We start from the raw sequence: 20,188 nt of genomic DNA, 5'->3' as shown, positions 1-20,188 counted from the left end.
CGGCGGACCGGGGCACGGGAACATCCGGCAGGGCTACCCCTCCGACGACTCCGGGGACGCCGGCGGCTCCGCGGACTCGGCAGCCCCCGACGACTTCGTGACATCGGTGGGAGCCTCGCCCCCCTCGCCGTCCTCCAGGTCCGACGGGGCATCCGTCGGCGTGGCCCCGCCGTCGGCCTCCAGCAGCCTCGCCAGCTGCCGCCCGACGATCCGCTTGAACTTCCGCTGCTGAGGCCGCGTACGGTCCAGGACCGCCACCTCGAGCCGCTCCGCGGGAATCTCCCGCTCGCTCCCATTGGGATCACGGGACAGTGCCTGCACAGCCAGCTTGAGCGCCTCCGCCAGCGTCATTCCGTCACGGTGGCGCTGATCCAGGAACGTGCTGATCTGTTCCGCATTGCCGCCCACCGCGACCGAACCGTGCTCGTCCACGATCGAGCCGTCGTGCGGCAGCCGGTAGATCTGATCGCCCTCGGGCTCGACGCCCACCTCGGCGACCACCAGCTCCACCTCGTACGGCTTCTCCGCCGCACTGGAGAAAATGGTGCCCAGGGTCTGCGCATAGACGTTGGCCAGCCCACGAGCCGTCACATCGTCGCGGTCGTAGGTATATCCGCGGAGATCGGCGTAACGGACGCCGCCGATGCGCAGATTCTCGTACTCGTTGTACTTACCGGCGGCGGCGAAACCGATCCGGTCATAGATCTCGCTGAACTTGTGCAGCGCACGGGACGGGTTCTCGCCGACGAACACAATGCCGTCGGCGTACTGCAGCACAACCAGGCTGCGACCACGGGCAATGCCCTTCCGGGCGTATTCCGCCCGGTCGGCCATGGCCTGCTGAGGTGAGACATAGAACGGCGTCGACACCGGCTATCCGTCCCTTTCTGTCAGTGACGAGTGCATCGAAGAGGCCCCGGGATCCGGATCAGAGCAGCGCGGCGCGCGGGCCGTCGGGCTGTTCCATCCGGCGCTCCAGGATCGACCGCGCGATGTCGGAGGATTCCGCATCGGCAAGCCTCCGGAAGCCCTCGTCGGTGATGACGGTGACGATCGGATAGATCCGCCGGGCCACATCGGGCCCGCCGGTCGCCGAGTCGTCGTCCGCGGCGTCGTACAGCGCCTGCACGACCAGGGTGAGCGCCTCCTGCTCCGTCAGGTCCTCGCGGTAGAGCTTCTTCATCGACCCGCGGGCGAAGATCGACCCGGAGCCGGTGGACGCGTAGCCCTTCTCCTCGGAGCGGCCACCGGTGACGTCGTACGAGAAGATCCGGCCCTTCTCGCGGTCGACGTCGAAGCCGGCGAAGAGCGGAACCACGGCGAGGCCCTGCATGGCCATGCCCAGATTGCTGCGGATCATCGTGGAGAGCCGGTTCGCCTTGCCCTCCAGGGAGAGCTGGGCCCCCTCGACCTTCTCGAAGTGTTCCAGTTCCAGCTGGAAGAGCTTGACCATCTCCACGGCGAGCCCGGCCGTACCGGCGATGCCCACCGCCGAGTACTCATCGGCCGGGAAGACCTTCTCGATGTCGCGCTGCGCGATCATGTTGCCCATGGTCGCCCGCCGGTCACCGGCGAGCACCACGCCACCGGGGAACGTCGCGGCGACGATGGTCGTCCCGTGCGGCGCCTCGATCGCCCCCTGCAGCGGCGGCAGCTGCCGGTTGCCCGGGAGCATCTCGGGAGAATGGTCGGACAGGAAGTCCATGAACGAAGAGGATCCCGGCGTCAGGAAGGCAGCTGGTAGACGCCCGGTGCTACGAGTGTTGGCTTCCACGCGTTTCCCTCCAGGTAAGCGATGGCCCTGCGCAAGGCGTCAGGATCATCTCCCAACTTGCCGATGGCCGAATTGCAGTTGAAGCACAGTACGCCCCGGACCTTACCCGTCTCGTGACAGTGATCAACATGCACGGCGGGGGCAGCCAGACAGATCGTGCAGATGCCCATCTGCGACGAGATCATCTCGTCGCGCTCGACTTCGGTCATGCCGTACTGACGCTTGAGATGGCCCGCACGCCCCTGAGCGGCCCTGCACGCTTTGCAGCGTGTCGACAGGCCGTCGGAGGCAGTCGAGTTGCGGTGCCATTCGCTGTGCGGCTTCACTTCACCGCACGTCCGACATTCTTTGTGCCCTTGCGGGACCTCCACACGCTCCCGCACTGTCTTGCCCTGTGCCTCCCGGCGGCGCCGGTAGCGCGCGGCTCCGTACTCCGCTACGCACTCCCGGCACCGCACTTGGAGACGGTCGGCGCGGTTCTTGTCACCAGCGAACGAGGCGAGCGGGAGCTTGCGCTCACAACCCGTGCACCGCTTCACCGCAAACGAGTCGGACATGTCCGCTACTGTCCGCCTTTTTGCACAAATGAACGAACGAAATCCTCGGCGTTAGCCTCGAGTACGTCGTCGATCTCGTCCAGAACGTCGTCCACATCGTCCGACAGTTTCTCCTGCCGCTCCTTGAGGTCTTCCGAAGCCTGCGCGTCCTGCGCCTGCTCCTCGACCTCCTCGGTGGAGCGCGTCGCCTTCTGCTGTCCGCCGCCGGTGTCCTTGGTCGCCATGTAGCTCACCCCGCTCGGTTCGAAGCACTTGATCAGACCCTACCTACGAGGTCCGACATTGGCCCGGTAGTTCTCTACAACGCCCGGGGACCATCTCGATGATTCCCAGTCGGCGGCCGTTTCAGCCGCCGGACAGCACCCGCACCAGCTCTTCCGCCGTGCGACAGCGGTCCAGGAGCTCCTTGACGTGGCTACGGGTCCCCCGGAGCGGTTCCAGGGTGGGGACCCGCTGCAGCGAGTCATGGCCCGGCAGATCGAAGATGACCGAGTCCCAGGAGGCCGCGGCGACGTCGTCCGCGTACTGCTCCAGGCAGCGACCGCGGAAGTACGCCCTGGTGTCCTCAGGGGGCTTCGTACGGGCCTCCTCGACCTCGCGCTCGTCCAGCAGGCGTTTCATCTTCCCGCGGGCCGCGAGACGGTTGTAGAGGCCCTTCTCGGGCCTCACATCGGCGTACTGGAGGTCCACCAGGTGCAGCCGGGCCGCGTCCCAGTCCAGGCCGTCGCGGCGGCGGTAGCCCTCCATGAGCTCCCGCTTGGCGATCCAGTCGAGCTCGCCCGACAGGCTCATCGGATCGTTCTCCAGCCGGTTGAGGGTGTCCTCCCAGCGGATCAGGATGTCCTTGGTCTGCTCGTCGGCGTCCGCCCCGTACCGCTCCTCGACGTATTTGCGGCCCAGCTCGAAGTACTCCATCTGGAGCTGCACCGCAGTGAGTGACCGGCCGCTGCGGAGCGTGATCAGATGCTGCAGGGTCGGGTCGTGGGAGACCTGGTGCAGGGTGCGCACCGGCTGGTCGACGGCCAGATCGACGTTGATGAAGCCGTCCTCGATCATGGACAGGACGAGCGCCGTGGTGCCGAGCTTGAGATAGGTGGAGATCTCCGACAGATTCGCGTCGCCGATGATCACATGGAGACGGCGGTACTTCTCGGCGTCGGCGTGGGGTTCGTCGCGGGTGTTGATGATGGGGCGCTTGAGGGTCGTTTCGAGGCCGACCTCGACCTCGAAGTAGTCCGCCCGCTGGCTGATCTGGAAGCCGTGCTCGTGGCCGTCCTGGCCGATTCCCACGCGGCCCGCGCCGGTGACGACCTGGCGGGAGACGAAGAACGGGGTCAGGTGGCGCACGATGTCGGAGAACGGGGTCTCCCGCTTCATCAGGTAGTTCTCATGCGTGCCGTACGAGGCGCCCTTGTTGTCGGTGTTGTTCTTGTAGAGGTGGATGGGCTGGGCGCCGGGGAGCTGGGCCGCGCGCTCGGCGGCCTCGGCCATGACGCGTTCGCCGGCCTTGTCCCAGAGGACGGCGTCCCGCGGGTTGGTGATCTCCGGCGAGCTGTACTCGGGGTGTGCGTGGTCGACGTAGAGCCGGGCACCGTTGGTGAGGATGACATTGGCGAGGCCGATGTCCTCGTCGGTGAGCTGGCTGGAGTCGGCGGTTTCGCGGGCGAGGTCGAAGCCTCGCGCGTCGCGCAGCGGATTCTCCTCCTCGAAGTCCCAGCGGGCGCGTCGCGCCCGGTGCATCGCCGCCGCGTAGGCGTTGACGATCTGGGACGAGGTGAGCATGGCATTGGCGTTGGGGTGTCCGGGCACGGAGATGCCGTACTCCGTCTCGATGCCCATTACTCGCCGTACGGTCATGCGGCCCTCCTTGCCCGGCGGCGTTCCCTTCCGGGATCGGCGCTCAAGTACCGCTGCTTGTCCGGTGCGTGTGCGGTGCCCGTCCCCGCACTGCGCGACTGGGCGGTACGGAAGAGCCTAGAGCGCCTCTGCGCTGGTGGGGAGATCAATTACGTCATTGCTCCGGTGTCGTGGGAGCTGTCCGGAAAGCAACCGGCTGCGGATGCCCGGCCGGGCATCCGCAGCCGGTCTGCGTTCTACAGGTACTGCCCGGTGTTTGCCACCGTGTCGATGGAGCGACCGGTGTCTGCGCCCTGCTTTCCGGTGACAAGGGTACGGATGAAGACGATCCGCTCGCCCTTCTTGCCGGAGATCCTGGCCCAGTCGTCGGGGTTGGTGGTGTTGGGAAGGTCCTCGTTCTCCTTGAACTCGTCCACACACGCCTGGAGGAGATGGGAGACGCGAAGGCCCTTCTGGCCCTGGTCGAGGAAGGCCTTGATGGCCATCTTCTTGGCCCGGTCGACGATGTTCTGGATCATCGCGCCGGAGTTGAAGTCCTTGAAGTACAGGACTTCCTTGTCGCCGTTGGCGTACGTGACTTCGAGGAAGCGGTTCTCCTCGGACTCGGTGTACATCCGCTCGACGACGGACTGGATCATGGCGTGAGCTGCGGCTTCCTTGGAACCGGTGTGCTCGGCGAGATCGTCGGCGTGCAGCGGCAGAGAAGGTGTGAGGTACTTCGCGAAGATGTCCTTCGCCGCCTCCGCGTCCGGACGCTCGATCTTGATCTTCACATCGAGACGGCCGGGCCGCAGGATCGCGGGGTCGATCATGTCCTCGCGGTTGGAGGCGCCGATCACGATGACGTTCTCCAGGCCCTCCACGCCGTCGATCTCGGCGAGCAGCTGGGGGACGATGGTGTTCTCCACGTCCGAGCTGACACCGGATCCGCGGGTGCGGAAGAGGGACTCCATCTCGTCGAAGAAGACGATGACGGGGGTACCCTCGCTGGCCTTTTCGCGGGCCCGCTGGAAGACGAGACGGATGTGCCGCTCGGTCTCACCGACATATTTGTTGAGGAGCTCCGGACCCTTGATGTTGAGGAAGTAGCTCTTTCCGGCGGGCTGGCCGCTGACTTCCGCGACCTTTTTGGCCAGGGAGTTGGCGACGGCCTTGGCGATGAGTGTCTTGCCGCAGCCGGGCGGACCGTAGAGCAGGATGCCCTTCGGCGGCCGCAGTTCGTGCTCCTTGAAAAGGTCGGGGTGGAGGTAGGGCAGCTCGACCGCGTCCCGGATCAGCTCGATCTGGTCGCCCAGGCCGCCGATCTTGGAGTAGTCGATGTCCGGAACCTCTTCGAGGACGAGCTCCTCGACCTCGCTCTTCGGGACCACTTCGTAGACGTAACCGGACCTGGGTTCGAGCAGGAGCGCATCGCCGGGCCGGATATTGATGTCGAGGAGCGGTTCGGCGAGCCGTACCACTCGTTCCTCGTCGGTGTGCCCGATGACCAGGGCGCGCTCGCCGTCCTCGAGGATCTCCTTGAGGGTGACGATGTCCCCGGCCCGCTCGAATTCCATGGCCTCGACCACGTTGAGCGCTTCGTTGAGCATGACTTCCTGGCCGCGCCGGAGGTCGTCGATCTCGACACTGGGACTGACGTTCACCCGGAGCTTGCGGCCCCCGGTGAAGATGTCGCAGGTGCCGTCCTCGTTGCCCTGCAGGAAGACTCCGAAGCCGGCCGGCGGCTGTGCGAGCCGGTCGACTTCCTCCTTGAGGGCCACGATCTGGTCGCGGGCCTCGCGCAGGGTGTTGGCGAGCCGTTCGTTCTGTGCGGACACGCCTGCGAGGTTCGTCTGCAACTCGACGATCCGCTCTTCGAGAATCCTCGTATGGCGCGGAGAGTCGGCGAGCTTACGTCGCAGGACGGCGATTTCCTGCTCAAGATAGGCGACCTGGCCGGCTGGGTCTTCGGACCCCCGCCCGGGCCGGATGCCGCGGTTGATGTCGTCGTCGTGGGCTGCCACGGTCCTCACCTCCTCCAAGGGGAGCTGGACGCTTCCTGACCCTACCTGGGTGGGTGATGATTGAAACCCCTAGATCACAAAGACTGCGGGGTGTGTCCGATCTTCACCCTTGCGCTCTCCCTCACGCCAGGGGAATACCCACCGTTCAACATCGGAAAGCGGCCGGTTGTATCGTCGAACCGGTCAACACCCGTCAGGGCTGGCTATTTTTGGTTCGGATACGCAGGGAACGGCAGGAAAAATGACCGTGCAGCAGGACGCTCCCACCGGAAGCGACACGCAGGACCTGGAGGTCTGGATCGACCAGGACCTCTGCACGGGAGACGGGATCTGCGTCCAGTACGCACCCGAGGTCTTCGAGCTGGACATCGACGGTCTGGCGTACGTGAAGAGCGGCGACGACGAGCTGTTGCAGGACAAGGGGGCGACGACACCCGTTCCGCTTCCGCTGCTTCAGGACGTGGTCGATTCGGCCAAGGAGTGCCCGGGCGACTGCATTCATGTACGTCGCGTTTCGGACAGGGTCGAGGTCTACGGCCCCGACGCAGCCTGATCCGCCGGCTCCGGCCTGCCGGGTACGGGGAGTGACCGGTCAGGCGCTGTTCGCTTCGCTCTGCGCGGCGCGGACGAATGCGCCGTTCCGCCACTGCCAGGTCACCTTTTCCTGCTGGTCGGGACAGCAGCGCGGGGTCTCGGGCGAGGAGTAGCCGAGGAGCGTGGCGGAGATGATTCCGTCACGCACGGTGAAGTCGCCGATGCTCATCTCCTGGGCGGGGTCCACCAGGGTCGCAACGACCCGGGGTGCGGCCCCGCTTCCCCGTGTGAGGACGTAGACACCGCTCGGCGGGGTGCCGGATCCGGCCGCGCAGTGGACCACGGCGACGGTTTCCGGCCGGTCGTCGCCGTCGAGGTCACCGGGGACCTGCTTGGCGACGGTGCTCCCCACCGTCCCGCAGTCCAGCGGGAAGGTCGCCCGGGCCGGATCGGGGGCGGCCGCGGGCGCGGTGCCGTGCTGCGTGGCGGTGCGGTGCGGGGTCGAGGCCGAGGCGGTGGCGGCATCGGGCTGGAGCATGCCCGCTGCCGCGACGACGGCGGCCATGGCGGTCGCGGTCACGAGCCACTGCATCGGCCTGGTGTCGGTGTGCGCGAGGTCCGGGAGCTCGGAGGTCTGCACGCGGGATGTCTCCTGTGGTTCCTGTGGTGCGGCGATGCCGGGAAGGCGGGGCGTCAGCCGTGAGGTGGGGGTGGCCAGCATCGTGCCACACCTCACAGGGCAGTGAAACGGTGGGGTCGGTACGGATTCGGATTCCGTGCGCAGCCCCGCGCCGGCAACGAATAGGCGCCGCCGCGGAGTTCCCGGGTCGGTCCGGGAACCCTGCGGCGGCGCCGGTGCGTTGTGCGGGGTCAGCCGCGGGAGGAGGAGCCGCTCTGGCTGCCGGGACCGTCGTAGTCCTCGCCGTACGCACCCTTGGCGGGCCGGCGGCGGCGCAGCGGGGCCTCCACACCGTCGGCCAGGCGGCGCGCGGTGACGAGGAAGCCGGTGTGGCCGATCATGCGGTGGTCCGGGCGGACCGCGAGACCCTCGACGTGCCAGTTGCGGATCATCGATTCCCAGGGCTGCGGTTCGGCGAAGCAGCCGATCTCGCGGATGGACTCGACGGTCCGGGCGAGCTGGGTGGTGGTCGCGACGTAGGCGCAGAGGATGCCGCCGGGGACGAGCGCCTTGGAGACGGCCTCCAGGCATTCCCAGGGGGCGAGCATGTCGAGGATGACCCGGTCGACATCGGTGTCGGAGAGGTTGTCCTGGAGGTCGCCGACGGTGAGCTGCCACGCCGGGTGTGGCTCGCCGAAGTAGCGCTCGACGTTCTGCTGGGCGATCTCCGCGAAGTCCTCGCGGCGCTCGTACGAGTGCAGCATGCCCTGGTCGCCGATGGCACGGAGCAGGAAGGTGGAGAGCGAGCCGGAGCCGACGCCGGCTTCCACGACGCGGGCGCCGGGGAAAATGTCGGCGAACGCCAGGATCTGCCCCGCGTCCTTGGGGTAGACCACGGCGGCGCCGCGGGGCATGGACAGGACGTAGTCGGGGAGCAGGGGGCGCAGCGCGAGGTAGGCGACGTTTCCCGTGGTTCGGACCACACTGCCCTCGGGAGCACCGATCAGCTCGTCGTGCGGGAAAGAACCCTTGTGGGTGTGGAAGTTCTTTCCGGCTTCGAGCGTGAAGGTGTAGTGGCGTCCCTTGGGGTCGGTGAGCTGGACCTGGTCCCCGACCTTGAAGGGCCCGCGTCGGCGGGCGGCACCGGTCGGTTCAGACATGTGACCAGCGTACCGGTGTTTCCAGGGGCTCCGACCGCGCGCCGGAGAGCCCGGCCTGACCGGCCGGACAGCCCTCAGAGCCTGTCGGGTGACCTTCGATCGGAAAGCGGACGCGGTCTGGTGCGTGCGATTCCAAGGCGCCGTAAGGCCCTCGGATGGGGTCTCCCCTGCTCGAACGAAGCTGAGAGCTTGGGGAAGGAGCTCCTAGGGCATTTCGGCAACGCGGGAAGCGTGCGTGCCAGGGCGTGGCCGCCCGATCAGAGGTCACCCGACAGGCTCTCAGGCGGCGGGGCGGGCCATGGCGGCGACGAAGGCGCGTTCGACGTCGGCGGTGGAGAGGACTCCGTAGATCTCGCCGGTCTCTTCGAGAACCAGGTATTCGGTGGCGGGGCTGGCCTTCAGGGTGTCGAGGAGTTCTTCGCCGGTGAGTTCGGCGGAGATCATCATTCCGGCGGTCAGGTCCTGGGCGAGGGCGCTGACGGCGACCCAGGGGCGGCGGTGTTCGGGGACGGAGACGATGGCGGACTCGCGGACGACGGCCTTGGGGTCGCCGTGTCCGTCGACGACGACGAGGGCGCGGGCACCTGCCTCGTTGGCGCGGCGGAGCGCTTCGGAGAGGGGAGTGGCGGCTTCCACGGGGACGGCGCGGCGGGTGAGGGTGCGGGCGCGCAGGTCGGGGAGGTGTTCGCGCAGGCGGGCCATGCGGAGGCTGTTGCCCGCTCCGGTCCAGATGATGGCGGCGAGGATCGCGGCGAGCAGGGCGTTGGTGACGGTGTCCATGCCGCTGACGTCGTCGGGGTTGTTCCCGAGCCCGCCGGTGCGGGTGAGGAGCGGGAGACCGATGAGGACGGCGACGGCGAGAGCGCGCCCGACCCAGGCGGCGGCGACGGTGCCGCTCATGGCGCGGCCGGTGATCTTCCAGACGACGGCACGGAGCATGCGGCCGCCGTCGAGCGGGAGGCCTGGCAGCAGGTTGAAGGCGGCGACGATGAGGTTGGAGATCATCAGTCCGGCGAGCAGGACGCCGGGGACGGTGCCGGGTTCGACGAACTTCATGGCGACATAGAAGACGCCGGCGAGTATCAGGGAGAGCAGGGGGCCGACGAAGGCGAGTACGAATTCGCGGCCGGGAGTCTCGGACTCCTTCTCGATCTCGGAGACGCCGCCGAAGAACTGCAGCTGGATGCGGCGCACGGGGAGCTTGTAGCGGAGCGCGGCGACCGTGTGCGCGAGTTCGTGGACGAGCACGGAGGCGTAGAAGGCGATCGCGAAGAAGAGGGAGACCAGATAGCGGACCGCGCCGAGTTCCGGCAGGACGCGGTCGAGCTGGCCGCCGAAGACCCAGGTGATGAGCGCCGCGACAAGGAACCAGCTGGGCGCGACGTATACCGGCACGCCGAAGGGGCGGCCCATCAGGAGCCCGCCGCCCGGCTCCCGGGGGCGCTGCGGTTTGCCGTTCTCGGGCGCGGCGGGGTCCGTTCCGCCGGCTCCGGGCTGCGGCTGCCCGCTGTCGCCGCTCTCGTCCACGGGGTCCCTTCGGTCGGTGCCTTTCGGCACGATCATGCAGTGTGCGAGGGTCTGTCGTCGATGGTATGCCGCCCATGGCCTCCCGCCCTATCGCGGGGAGGCCGCGAGTGTCAGTGGCGGGCCGTAGGGTCTTCGTCATGACTTCCGTGCCCCGGCCGCCGCAGCCGCCTTCGTCCCTGTCGCCGTCGCGGGCGAGCGATTTCATGCAGTGTCCTCTGCTGTACCGGTTCCGGGTGATCGACAGGCTGCCGGAGAAGCCCAGTGAGGCGGCTACCCGGGGCACGCTGGTGCATGCGGTGCTGGAGCGGCTCTTCGACGCACCGGCGGCGGAGCGTACGGCGGGCCGGGCGACGGCGATGGTTCCCGGCCAGTGGGACCGGCTGCTGGAGTCGAAGCCGGAGCTGTCGGAGCTGTTCGCGGAGGATACGGAGGGCGAGCGGCTGGCGCGCTGGCTGTCGGAGGCGGAGAGCCTGGTGGAGCGGTGGTTCTCGCTGGAGGATCCGACGCGCCTGGAGCCGGCCGAGCGGGAGATGTTCGTCGAGACGGAGCTGGAGTCGGGGCTGCGGCTGCGCGGGGTGATCGACCGGATCGACGTGGCACCGACGGGCGAGGTCCGGATCGTCGACTACAAGACGGGGAAGGCGCCGCGGCCGGAGTATGCGGAGGGCGCGTTGTTCCAGATGAAGTTCTACGCCCTGGTGATCTGGCGGCTGAAGGGTGTGGTGCCGCGCCGGCTGCAGCTGGTCTATCTGGGCAGCGGCGACGTCATGACGTACGACCCGGTCGTGGCGGATCTGGAGCGGGTGGAGCGGAAGCTGCTGGCGCTGTGGGACGCGATCCGGCTGGCCACGGAGACGGGCGAGTGGCGGCCGCGGCCGACGAAGCTGTGCGGCTGGTGCGACCACCAGGCGGTCTGTCCGGAATTCGGCGGGACTCCCCCGGTCTATCCGCTGCCGGTCCGCCCGGCCGTTCCGGGGCAGGGTGTGCAGGGCAGAATGGACCCGGTCCAGGCCGAGGCCGCCCGGCCGGCGGCCGTTGAAGGAGCTTGAGGAGATCTGGTGGCAATCCGCGTCCTACTGGTCGACGACCAGCCGCTGCTGCGCACCGGCTTTCGGATGATTCTTGAGGCGGAGGGGGATCTGGCGGTGGTGGGCGAGGCCGGTGACGGTCTCCAGGCTCTCGATCAGGTGCGGGCACTGCAGCCCGATGTGGTGCTGATGGACATCCGTATGCCGCGGATGGACGGGGTCGAGGCGACGCGTCAGATCACGGGGCCGGGCCGGGACGGCCCGGCAAAGGTGCTGGTGCTGACCACGTTCGATCTCGACGAGTACGTGGTGGAGGCGTTGCGCGCCGGTGCCAGCGGCTTCCTGCTGAAGGACGCTCCGGCCACTGAGCTGGTGCAGGCGATCCGGGTGGTCGCGGCAGGCGAGGCGATGCTGGCCCCGAGCATCACGCGCAGGCTGCTGGACAAGTACGCGGATCATCTGCCGTCGGGCGAGGATCCCGTGCCGGACACCCTGCACACGCTGACGGAGCGTGAGGTGGAGGTGCTGAAGCTGGTGGCGCGCGGTCTGTCGAATGCGGAGATCGCCGCCGATCTGTTCGTCAGCGAGACGACGGTCAAGACGCATGTGGGCCATGTGCTGACGAAGCTGGGGCTGCGCGACCGGGTGCAGGCCGCGGTGTACGCGTACGAGAGCGGACTGGTGCGCCCCGGCGCCCAGTGATCCGGCACGGTTCGGCCGGGACCGGGCGCCGGAGCGGCGCCGTGGTTCAGGCGGTGCTGCGGCCGAGCTCCCAGAACTGGAGGTCGGCGGAGGAGTTGACCGACCACTCGACGCCGGTGAGGCCGTCGCGGGAGGCAATGTACTGCTTCCCCTGCCAGATCGGGAGCACAGGGACGTCGGTGGCGACGAGGTCCTGGAGCTTCTGGAAGGTCTTGGAGGCGGCGGCGCGGTCGGCGACGCGGCGGGACTGCGGGATCAGCGTGTTCTGGGCCAGCGTGGACCTGTAGGGCGAGTTGAGGAAGTTGTTCTTGTCGAGGAACGGCGCCGTGTAGTTGTCCGGGTCCGGGAAGTCCGGGAGCCAGCCCAGGCCGTAGACGGCGTAGTCGCCGCGCTTCTGTGCCGCTCGGTACGTCGCCCAGGGGGTGCCCCGGGTGGTGACGTCGAACAGCCCGGTGTCGTTCAGCTGCTTCTTCAGCGTCTTGAACTCGTCGGCGGTGGCCGGACCGTAGTAGTCGGTCGTGTAGTGCAGGGTGAACTTCACCGGGGTCTCGATGCCGGCGGCCTGCAGAAGGGCGGCGGCCTTGCCGGTGCTGGGCTCGCCGTACTTGTTGTAGAACGAGTTGGTGTGCCCGGTGATGCCGGACGGGATCAGCGAGTAGAGCGGCTCGGCGGTGGTGCCGTAGACCTGGCCGGCGATCTGGCCGCGGTCGATGACCTGGGCGATGGCCTGGCGGACGGCCTTGTTCTTCACCGCGGGGTCGGTGGTGTCGAAGCCCAGGTAGCTGATGGCGAGGCCGGGTATCTCGGTGAGTTTGATGCCGTCCTTCGGCTTCTCCAGCATCTGCTTGGCCTGGCCGGGCGACATGGTGCGGGTCATCATGTCGATCTTCTTGTCGTCAAGTGCCTTGCCCATCGCCGTGGCGTCGGGAAAGAGGTCGAGTTCGACCTTGTCGTTGAGGACCTTCAGATCGCCCTTGTACGTCGGGTTCCTGGTGAAGACGACCTTGTCGACCTGGTTGTTCCTGACTTCCGGCTTCATCGTGTAGGGGCCGGAGCCGTCGACCTGGAAGCCTTCGCGCGGGGACTTCGCCGGGTACTTGCTCTTCGGCACGATGCCGGCGGCCGGGGTGGCGAGCTTGTAGGGGAAGGTCGCGTCCGGCGTCTTCAGGTGGAAGATGACTTCGTTGTCGTCGCGGGTCTCGATCGTGTCGATGTTGGCGAGCAGGCCGACGGGTCCGTTGTCGCGGTCGATGCCGATGACCCGGTTGATGGAGTACTTGACGTCCTCGGCGGTGACGGGCTTGCCGCTCGCGAAGGTGAGACCGCTGCGCAGCCTGCAGCGGTAGCTCTCGTTCTGCCGGTCGGTGAACGTACAGCTCTCGGCGGCCTCGGGGACGGGCTCGCCGCCGCCGCGCGGGACGTGGGTCAGTGTCTGCACGGTCTGCCGCAGGACGTTCCAGACGCCTGCTTCGTAGCCGATGGCGGGGTCGAGCGGCGCGGGGTTGTCCTCGGTGGCGACGAACTGGTCCGTGGTGCCGACAATGATGGCGGCGTTGCCATCGCTTCCGCCGTCCGTCGCGCCGCAGGCGGCGAGTACGGGGGCGAGCAGGCCGACGACGGCCGGCAGCACCAGAGTCTTGCGGTTCATCCTGGACGTTCTCCCTCATCCGGCCATTGAGAAAACGACATTAGTGGGAGCCGCCGGTAATCCCTGACCGGCTGCTCCCCATGCGTAATCGAATGGTGAAGGGAATTGTCGCCGAGCTGATTTCCCGGGCGGGGAAGGGTCCATACAGGACTCCACGAATCGGGACAATTGGGTGGATCAAAACGGATAGATCGGGCAATCTTGAGGGAGACCGCGAGCCTTCGAGGTGACAAAGCTCACCCCCGGGCCATTCTCCGCCTTGGCATGCTCCCGACTTTTCCCTACGTATGCGTGACGAAACGCGCACACGGCCACGCCGAGAGTTTTTCTATTCATTCACAGAAATACTCTCGGTACGGGGGTCAATGCGTTCCCGTGACCAGGCCGCGGAGAAATGCGAGATCGACTTCTTCGAGGGAGCCCACCACGACCCGGCCCGACGCGGGTGCGATCGGTGCGACGGACGGTACGGCGACGACCCAGCAGCCGGCGGCCTCTGCCGCCGCGACACCGGTTGCGGTGTCCTCGATGACCGCACAGCGCTCGGGGGCCGCCCCGAAGCCGGAGGCGGCGGTGAGGTAGGGCTCCGGGTGCGGCTTCGTCCGGGAGACCTCGTCACCTGCGACGGTGAGCGAGAAGTGGTGGTGGCCGACCGAGTCCAGCACCCGGTCGATGATGCGCCGGTGCGAGGCGGAGACCAGGGCGGTCGGGACCTCGTGCGCCACCAGTTCGGCGAGCAGCCGTGCGGCGCCCGGCATCAGTGGCACACCGCGGTCGATGCGCTCCTCGAAGCGGTCGTTGAGCAGCACGGTGAGTTCCGGGAGGGTGATGTCCGCACCGGTGGCTTCGATGAGATACCCGGCGCTGCGGGTCATCGGCCCGCCGACGACCACGTCCTTCCACGCCTCGTCCAGCCGGTGCCCGAGGCTGGCGAAGACCGCCACCTCGGCCTCCCACCAGAAACCCTCGGTATCAACCAGGGTGCCGTCCATGTCGAGGAAGACGGCCTGCAGGGCGGCGCCTTCCGCCGTACGGATCAAGGACGCGGAGACCGTACTGGTCATGCGGCACACCTTCCATGAGGGACGAGAAGGCCGGCCGCCTTTTCCAGGGGAAAGGGCGGCCGGCCTGCTCTGGACCGACCAGTCTACGACTCGTCCCGCTACGGCGCGTCGGACATTTCCTTACCGCGCGTTGAAGTACTTCGCCTCCGGGTGGTGGATGACGATCGCGTCCGTGGACTGCTCAGGGTGGAGCTGGAACTCCTCGGAGAGGTGGACACCGATCCGCTCGGGCTGCAGCAGGTCGGCGATCTTCGCCCGGTCCTCCAGGTCGGGGCAGGCTCCGTAGCCGAGGGAGAAGCGTGCGCCGCGGTACTTCAGCGCGAACATGTCCTCGACTGTGGCCGGGTCGTCGCCGCCGAAGCCGAGCTCGGAACGGACCCGGGCGTGCCAGTACTCGGCGAGGGCCTCGGCGAGCTGGACGGAGAGACCGTGCAGCTCCAGGTAGTCGCGGTAGGAATTGGCCTCGAAGAGCTTGGCGGTCTCGCCGCCGATCTTCGAGCCGACGGTGACGACCTGGAGGCCGATCACGTCCGTCTCACCGGACTCCTCCGGGCGGAAGAAGTCCGCGAGGCAGAGGCGGCGGCCGCGGCGCTGGCGCGGGAAGGTGAAGCGGGTGCGCTCGGAACCGTCCTCGTGCAGCAGGATCAGGTCGTCGCCCTTGGAGACGCACGGGAAGTAGCCATAGACCACGGCGGCTTCCAGCAGGTTCTCCGTGTGCAGCTTGTCGAGCCAGCCGCGCAGGTGCGGGCGGCCCTCGGTCTCCACGAGCTCCTCGTACGTCGGTCCGTCACCGGCGCGGGCCTGCTTGAGGCCCCACTGGCCCTTGAAGAGCGCACCCTCGTCGAGCCAGGACGCGTACTCCTTGAGCTGGATGCCCTTGACGACACGGGTGCCCCAGAACGGCGGTTCGGGTACCGGGTTGTCGGTGGCGACATCGGACCGTACGCCGTCCTCGGGCTCCTCGACCTCCAGTACGGCGGTCTCCCGCTTGGGGACGCGGCGCTGCTTGAGCTCGGGGAGGGCGGCGCCGGGGACGCCGCGCTTGACCGCGACCAGGGCGTCCATCAGGCGCAGTCCCTCGAACGCGTCGCGGGCGTAGCGGACCTCGCCCTCGTAGATCTCGTGGAGGTCCTGCTCGACATAGGCCCTGGTGAGAGCCGCGCCGCCGAGGATCACCGGATATTGGGCAGCCAGCTTGCGCTGGTTCAGCTCCTCCAGGTTCTCCTTCATGATCACAGTGGACTTCACCAGGAGGCCGGACATCCCGATGACATCGGCGCGGTGCTCCTCCGCGGCTTCCAGGATCGCGGAGACCGGCTGCTTGATGCCGATGTTGACGACGTTGAAGCCGTTGTTGGACAGGATGATGTCGACGAGGTTCTTGCCGATGTCGTGGACGTCGCCGCGGACGGTGGCCAGCACGATCGTGCCCTTGCCCTCCGCGTCGGACTTCTCCATGTGCGGTTCCAGGTAGGCCACGGCGGACTTCATGACCTCGGCGGACTGGAGCACGAACGGCAGCTGCATCTGACCGGAGCCGAACAGCTCGCCGACGACCTTCATGCCTTCGAGCAGCGTGTCGTTGACGATGTCGAGAGCCGGACGGGTCTGCAGTGCCTCGTCGAGGTCGGTCTCCAGGCCGTTTTTCTCCCCGTCGATGATGCGGCGCTGGAGGCGCTCGTCGAGCGGCAGCGCGAGGAGCTCCTCGGCCTTGCCGGCCTTCATCGACTTCATGTTGACGCCCTCGAAGAGCTCCATGAGCCGCTGCAGCGGGTCGTAGCCTTCGGCGCGACGGTCGTAGATGAGGTCGAGTGCGACCTTGACCTGCTCCTCCTCCAGGCGCGCGATCGGCAGGATCTTCGAGGCGTGCACGATGGCGGAGTCGAGACCGGCCTTGACGCACTCGTCGAGGAAGACGGAGTTCAGGACGACCCGGGCGGCCGGGTTGAGACCGAAGGAGATGTTCGACAGGCCGAGTGTGGTCTGGACCTCGGGATGGCGCCGCTTCAGTTCGCGGATGGCGCCGATGGTGGCTACGCCGTCGCCCCGGGACTCCTCCTGGCCGGTGCAGATGGTGAAGGTCAGGGTGTCGATGAGGATGTCCGACTCATGGATGCCCCAGTTGCCGGTCAGGTCCTCGATCAGCCGCTCGGCGACGGCGACCTTGTGCTCGACGGTGCGGGCCTGGCCCTCCTCGTCGATGGTCAGGGCGATCAGCGCGGCGCCGTGCTCGGCGGCCAGCTGGGTGACCTTGGCGAAGCGCGACTCGGGTCCGTCGCCGTCCTCGTAGTTGATGGAGTTGAGGACGGCCCGGCCGCCGAGCTTCTCCAGGCCGGCCCGCAGGACCGGCAGCTCGGTGGAGTCGAGCACGATCGGGAGCGTGGAGGCGGTGGCGAAGCGTCCGGCCAGCTCCTCCATGTCCGCGACACCGTCCCGGCCGACGTAGTCGACGCAGAGGTCGAGCATGTGCGCGCCCTCACGGATCTGTTCGCGCGCCATCTCCACGCAGTCGTCCCAGCGGGCCTCCAGCATGGCCTCGCGGAACTTCTTGGATCCGTTGGCGTTCGTACGCTCGCCGATGGCGAGGTACGAGGTGTCCTGGCGGAACGGGACGGTCTGGTACAGCGAGGCGGCGCCGGGCTCGGGGCGCGGGTCGCGGGGGGTGAGGGCGACGCCGCGGACGCGTTCGACGACCTGGCGCAGGTGCTCCGGAGTCGTACCGCAGCAGCCTCCGACCAGCGAGAGGCCGTACTCGCGGACGAAGGTCTCCTGGGCGTCGGCCAGCTCGGCCGGGGACAGTGGGTAGTGCGCGCCGTCCTTGCCGAGGACCGGGAGGCCGGCGTTGGGCATGCAGGAGAGCGGGACGCGCGAGTGGCGGGCGAGGTAGCGCAGGTGCTCGCTCATCTCGGCGGGGCCGGTGGCGCAGTTCAGGCCGATGAGGTCGATGCCGAGGGGTTCCAGGGCGGTGAGTGCCGCGCCGATCTCGGAGCCGAGCAGCATCGTGCCGGTCGTCTCGACGGTTACGGAACAGATCACCGGCAGGTTGGCGCCGGTGGCCTCCAGGGCGCGGCGGGCGCCGATGATCGATGCCTTGGTCTGCAGCAGGTCCTGGGTGGTCTCCACCAGGAGGGCGTCGGCGCCACCGGCGATCATGCCCTCGGCGTTGCGCTGATACGCGTCGCGGAGCTTGTCGTACGAGGCGTGGCCCAGCGTCGGCAGCTTCGTGCCCGGGCCCATGGAGCCGAGGACCCAGCGCTGCTGTCCGGTGGAGGCGGTGAACTCGTCGGCGACCTCACGGGCGATGCGCGCGCCGGACTCGGAGAGTTCGTAGACCCGCTCGGGAATGTCGTACTCGCCGAGGGCGGCGAGGTTGGCACCGAAGGTGTTCGTCTCGACGCAGTCCACCCCAACCGCGAAGTACTCCTCGTGCACCGAGCGCACGATGTCCGGGCGGGTGACGTTGAGGATCTCGTTGCAGCCCTCGAGGTGCTGGAAGTCCTCAAGGGTGGGGTCCTGTGCCTGGAGCATGGTGCCCATGGCACCGTCGGCCACCACCACGCGGGTGGCGAGTGCCTCGCGGAGGGCTTCGGCTCGGTTCCGGCTGTCGGCGGAAGAGGTCGGCGACGGGGCCATGGATGTACTCCCAGGGATGCGACGGCTGTCGGCTTTGCGGCTTCGGTGGAGGCCGCACCCCGTCAGGGTAGCCGGGCGCCGCCTTCGACCGTCACTGTGTCCCACGGAACGGACGGCATGCTGTGCGGAGGAATGTCCGGGTCGGTACGGCGGAGCAGGATCGCCGCACGATCGAGCATTGGTCGGCATCGACCGATAGTGTTCAGCATTGTCGAACCATAGTGGAGGAGTACGGCGCCATGGCCAAGAACATCCAGTCGCTCGAACGGGCGGCGGCAATGCTGCGTCTGCTGACGGGCGGCGATCGACGGCTGGGGCTGTCCGACATCGCCTCCTCCCTGGGCCTGGCCAAGGGCACCGCGCACGGCATTCTGCGCACGCTGCAGCACGAGGGCTTCGTGGAGCAGGACACGGCTTCGGGGCGCTATCAGCTGGGCGCCGAGCTGCTGCGCCTGGGCAACAGCTATCTGGACGTCCACGAGCTGCGGGCGCGCGCCCTGGTCTGGACGGACGACCTGGCCCGCTCCAGCGGCGAGAGTGCCCACCTGGGGGTCCTGCACCAGCAGGGCGTCCTGATCGTGCACCACGTCTTCCGCCCCGACGACAGCAGGCAGGTCCTGGAGGTCGGGGCCATGCAGCCGCTGCACTCCACCGCGCTGGGCAAGGTGCTCGCGGCGTACGACCCGGTGGCGCACACCGAGGCGGTCGAGGCCGAGCGGCAGCCTTTCACCCCACGCACCGTCACCGACCTGGAGGAGTTCGAGTCGGTGCTCTCGCTGACCCGGGCGCGCGGCTGGGCGGACGACGTGGAGGAGACGTGGGAGGGGGTGGCCGCGGTGGCCGCACCGATCCACGACCGGCGCCGGATGCCGGTCGGCGCGGTTGCCGTGACCGGAGCAGTGGAACGCGTCTGCTCCGGGGGCGAGCTCCGTCCGGAGCTGGTCGCGGCAGTACGGGACTGCGCCCGGGCGGTTTCCCGGGATCTCGGCGCCGGGCGCTTCTGACCGTACTGGCGGATCATCGGTAACGATCGGATCAAGGGCCCAGGAACTCTTGACGCTTCATTCACCAGGGGGAAACACTGCCGTTCATCGGTCGGCATTGTCGAACGCCTAACGGCAATACACGCTAAGGTGTGACAGTGCCAACGGCCGGTCAAGCCCTCATCTGAGGGCACGGACCACCGGAGGGACCCGGGGTTCGGCTTCCCTGGACGAAGGACAAAGGAGTCACGGGTGTCCAGCTCCGACATCTTTATCGGCGAGACCATCGGTACCGCCGTACTCATCCTGCTCGGCGGCGGTGTCTGTGCCGCCGTCACTCTCAAGCACTCCAAGGCACAGAACGCCGGCTGGCTCGCCATCACCTTCGGATGGGGCTTCGCGGTGCTGACCGCCGCGTATCTGGCCGGCGGGGTGTCGGGGGCACACCTCAACCCCGCGGTCACCATCGGCCTTGCGATCAAGGGCAGCACCGAGTGGAGCGACGTGCCGCTGTACCTCGGCTCCCAGCTGCTCGGCGCGATGATCGGCGCGGTGCTGGTCTGGCTGACGTACTACGGGCAGTTCCGGGCCCATCTGACCGACCCGGCGACCCTGTACAGCCAGCCGAGTGAAGAGGGCATGGTCGACCAGGCCGCCGCCCCGAAGGCCGGCCCGGTGCTGGGCATCTTCTCGACGGGCCCGGAGATCCGGAACGCCGTCCAGAACGTGATCACCGAAGTCATCGCCACCGTCGTGCTGGTCCTGGCGATCCTCACGCAGGGTCTGAACAACAACGGTGACGGCCTCGGCACGCTCGGCGCGCTGATCACCTCCCTGGTCGTCGTCGCCATCGGTCTCTCGCTCGGCGGCCCGACCGGTTACGCAATCAACCCGGTTCGCGACCTCGGGCCGCGTATCGTGCACGCGCTGCTGCCGCTGCCGAACAAGGGCGGTTCCGACTGGGGCTACGCCTGGATCCCGGTCGTCGGCCCCCTCATCGGCGGTGCGATCGCGGGCGGGCTCTACAACGTCGCCTTCGCGTGAGCCGTAGAGCTCAGAGCCGTAACCCTCAGATCTCACAGACCTCCAGGAGCACACC

Annotated in this window: 17 protein-coding genes; 5 read left to right on the top strand and 12 right to left on the bottom strand. The window is 68.0% G+C overall.

Features of this window, described 5'->3' with window-relative positions:
• Window positions 1–33: 33 nt before the first annotated feature.
• From prcA to arc, 6 genes are all read right to left on the bottom strand, one after another.
• Window positions 34–870, bottom strand: coding sequence for a proteasome subunit alpha (gene prcA / locus ACWD6R_RS02235; RefSeq protein WP_451816941.1), 837 nt, complete (start codon window positions 868–870; stop codon window positions 34–36).
• Window positions 871–928: 58 nt separating this feature from the next.
• Window positions 929–1,774 (bottom strand): proteasome subunit beta, encoded by an 846-nt coding sequence (prcB, locus tag ACWD6R_RS02230; RefSeq protein WP_451816940.1) that lies wholly within the window; start codon window positions 1,772–1,774, stop codon window positions 929–931.
• Entirely contained in the window at window positions 1,726–2,331 is a 606-nt protein-coding gene (locus tag ACWD6R_RS02225; RefSeq protein ID WP_451816939.1) for an endonuclease VII domain-containing protein, read from the bottom strand. Before ACWD6R_RS02225 ends, prcB begins: the two co-directional genes overlap by 49 nt.
• A 5-nt stretch (window positions 2,332–2,336) precedes the next feature.
• Window positions 2,337–2,555 (bottom strand): ubiquitin-like protein Pup, encoded by a 219-nt coding sequence (locus ACWD6R_RS02220; protein WP_383753714.1) that lies wholly within the window; start codon window positions 2,553–2,555, stop codon window positions 2,337–2,339.
• 121 nt (window positions 2,556–2,676) lie between these two features.
• Window positions 2,677–4,188 carry a depupylase/deamidase Dop gene (gene dop, locus ACWD6R_RS02215; RefSeq protein ID WP_451816938.1) on the bottom strand — a complete coding sequence of 504 codons (1,512 nt, stop codon included), beginning with the start codon at window positions 4,186–4,188 and terminating at the stop codon, window positions 2,677–2,679.
• A gap of 236 nt (window positions 4,189–4,424) precedes the next feature.
• Window positions 4,425–6,191 (bottom strand): proteasome ATPase, encoded by a 1,767-nt coding sequence (arc, locus tag ACWD6R_RS02210; RefSeq protein WP_451816937.1) that lies wholly within the window; start codon window positions 6,189–6,191, stop codon window positions 4,425–4,427.
• Window positions 6,192–6,432: 241 nt separating this feature from the next.
• Between arc and ACWD6R_RS02205 the strand changes: the two genes are divergently transcribed.
• Window positions 6,433–6,744 (top strand): ferredoxin, encoded by a 312-nt coding sequence (locus ACWD6R_RS02205; protein WP_327247296.1) that lies wholly within the window; start codon window positions 6,433–6,435, stop codon window positions 6,742–6,744.
• 39 nt (window positions 6,745–6,783) lie between these two features.
• Here ACWD6R_RS02205 and ACWD6R_RS02200 read toward each other — a convergent pair whose 3' ends face one another.
• The 3 genes from ACWD6R_RS02200 to ACWD6R_RS02190 form a co-directional block, all read right to left on the bottom strand.
• Entirely contained in the window at window positions 6,784–7,365 is a 582-nt protein-coding gene (locus ACWD6R_RS02200) for a hypothetical protein (protein ID WP_451817067.1), read from the bottom strand.
• A gap of 230 nt (window positions 7,366–7,595) precedes the next feature.
• Window positions 7,596–8,504 (bottom strand): tRNA (adenine-N1)-methyltransferase, encoded by a 909-nt coding sequence (locus tag ACWD6R_RS02195; RefSeq protein WP_037700492.1) that lies wholly within the window; start codon window positions 8,502–8,504, stop codon window positions 7,596–7,598.
• A gap of 279 nt (window positions 8,505–8,783) precedes the next feature.
• Window positions 8,784–10,031, bottom strand: a complete 1,248-nt coding sequence (locus tag ACWD6R_RS02190) for a site-2 protease family protein (protein WP_451817066.1) — start codon at window positions 10,029–10,031, stop codon at window positions 8,784–8,786.
• A gap of 203 nt (window positions 10,032–10,234) precedes the next feature.
• Between ACWD6R_RS02190 and ACWD6R_RS02185 the strand changes: the two genes are divergently transcribed.
• Both ACWD6R_RS02185 and ACWD6R_RS02180 read left to right on the top strand, forming a co-directional pair.
• Complete coding sequence (locus tag ACWD6R_RS02185; RefSeq protein ID WP_451817065.1) at window positions 10,235–11,080, top strand: RecB family exonuclease; 846 nt, start codon at window positions 10,235–10,237, stop codon at window positions 11,078–11,080.
• 9 nt (window positions 11,081–11,089) lie between these two features.
• On the top strand, window positions 11,090–11,761 hold the full coding sequence (locus ACWD6R_RS02180; RefSeq protein ID WP_451816936.1) for a response regulator: 672 nt from the start codon (window positions 11,090–11,092) through the stop codon (window positions 11,759–11,761).
• Window positions 11,762–11,807: 46 nt separating this feature from the next.
• Here the strand turns inward: ACWD6R_RS02180 and ACWD6R_RS02175 are convergent, their stop codons facing one another.
• From ACWD6R_RS02175 to metH, 3 genes are all read right to left on the bottom strand, one after another.
• Complete coding sequence (locus ACWD6R_RS02175) at window positions 11,808–13,409, bottom strand: ABC transporter substrate-binding protein (protein ID WP_451816935.1); 1,602 nt, start codon at window positions 13,407–13,409, stop codon at window positions 11,808–11,810.
• A gap of 362 nt (window positions 13,410–13,771) precedes the next feature.
• Entirely contained in the window at window positions 13,772–14,473 is a 702-nt protein-coding gene (locus tag ACWD6R_RS02170) for an HAD family hydrolase (protein ID WP_451816934.1), read from the bottom strand.
• 120 nt (window positions 14,474–14,593) lie between these two features.
• On the bottom strand, window positions 14,594–18,106 hold the full coding sequence (gene metH, locus ACWD6R_RS02165; protein WP_451816933.1) for a methionine synthase: 3,513 nt from the start codon (window positions 18,104–18,106) through the stop codon (window positions 14,594–14,596).
• 239 nt (window positions 18,107–18,345) lie between these two features.
• Between metH and ACWD6R_RS02160 the strand changes: the two genes are divergently transcribed.
• A complete protein-coding gene (locus tag ACWD6R_RS02160) occupies window positions 18,346–19,110 on the top strand; it encodes an IclR family transcriptional regulator (RefSeq protein ID WP_451816932.1) in 765 nt (254 codons plus the stop codon).
• Between the two features lie 231 nt (window positions 19,111–19,341).
• Complete coding sequence (locus tag ACWD6R_RS02155; protein ID WP_451816931.1) at window positions 19,342–20,133, top strand: MIP/aquaporin family protein; 792 nt, start codon at window positions 19,342–19,344, stop codon at window positions 20,131–20,133.
• Window positions 20,134–20,188: the final 55 nt, after the last annotated feature.

The sequence above is a fragment of the Streptomyces sp. NPDC005151 genome (assembly GCF_053599875.1).
Note: the sequence above shows the minus strand (reverse complement) of the source record. Positions and strands in the feature narration are given on the sequence as shown.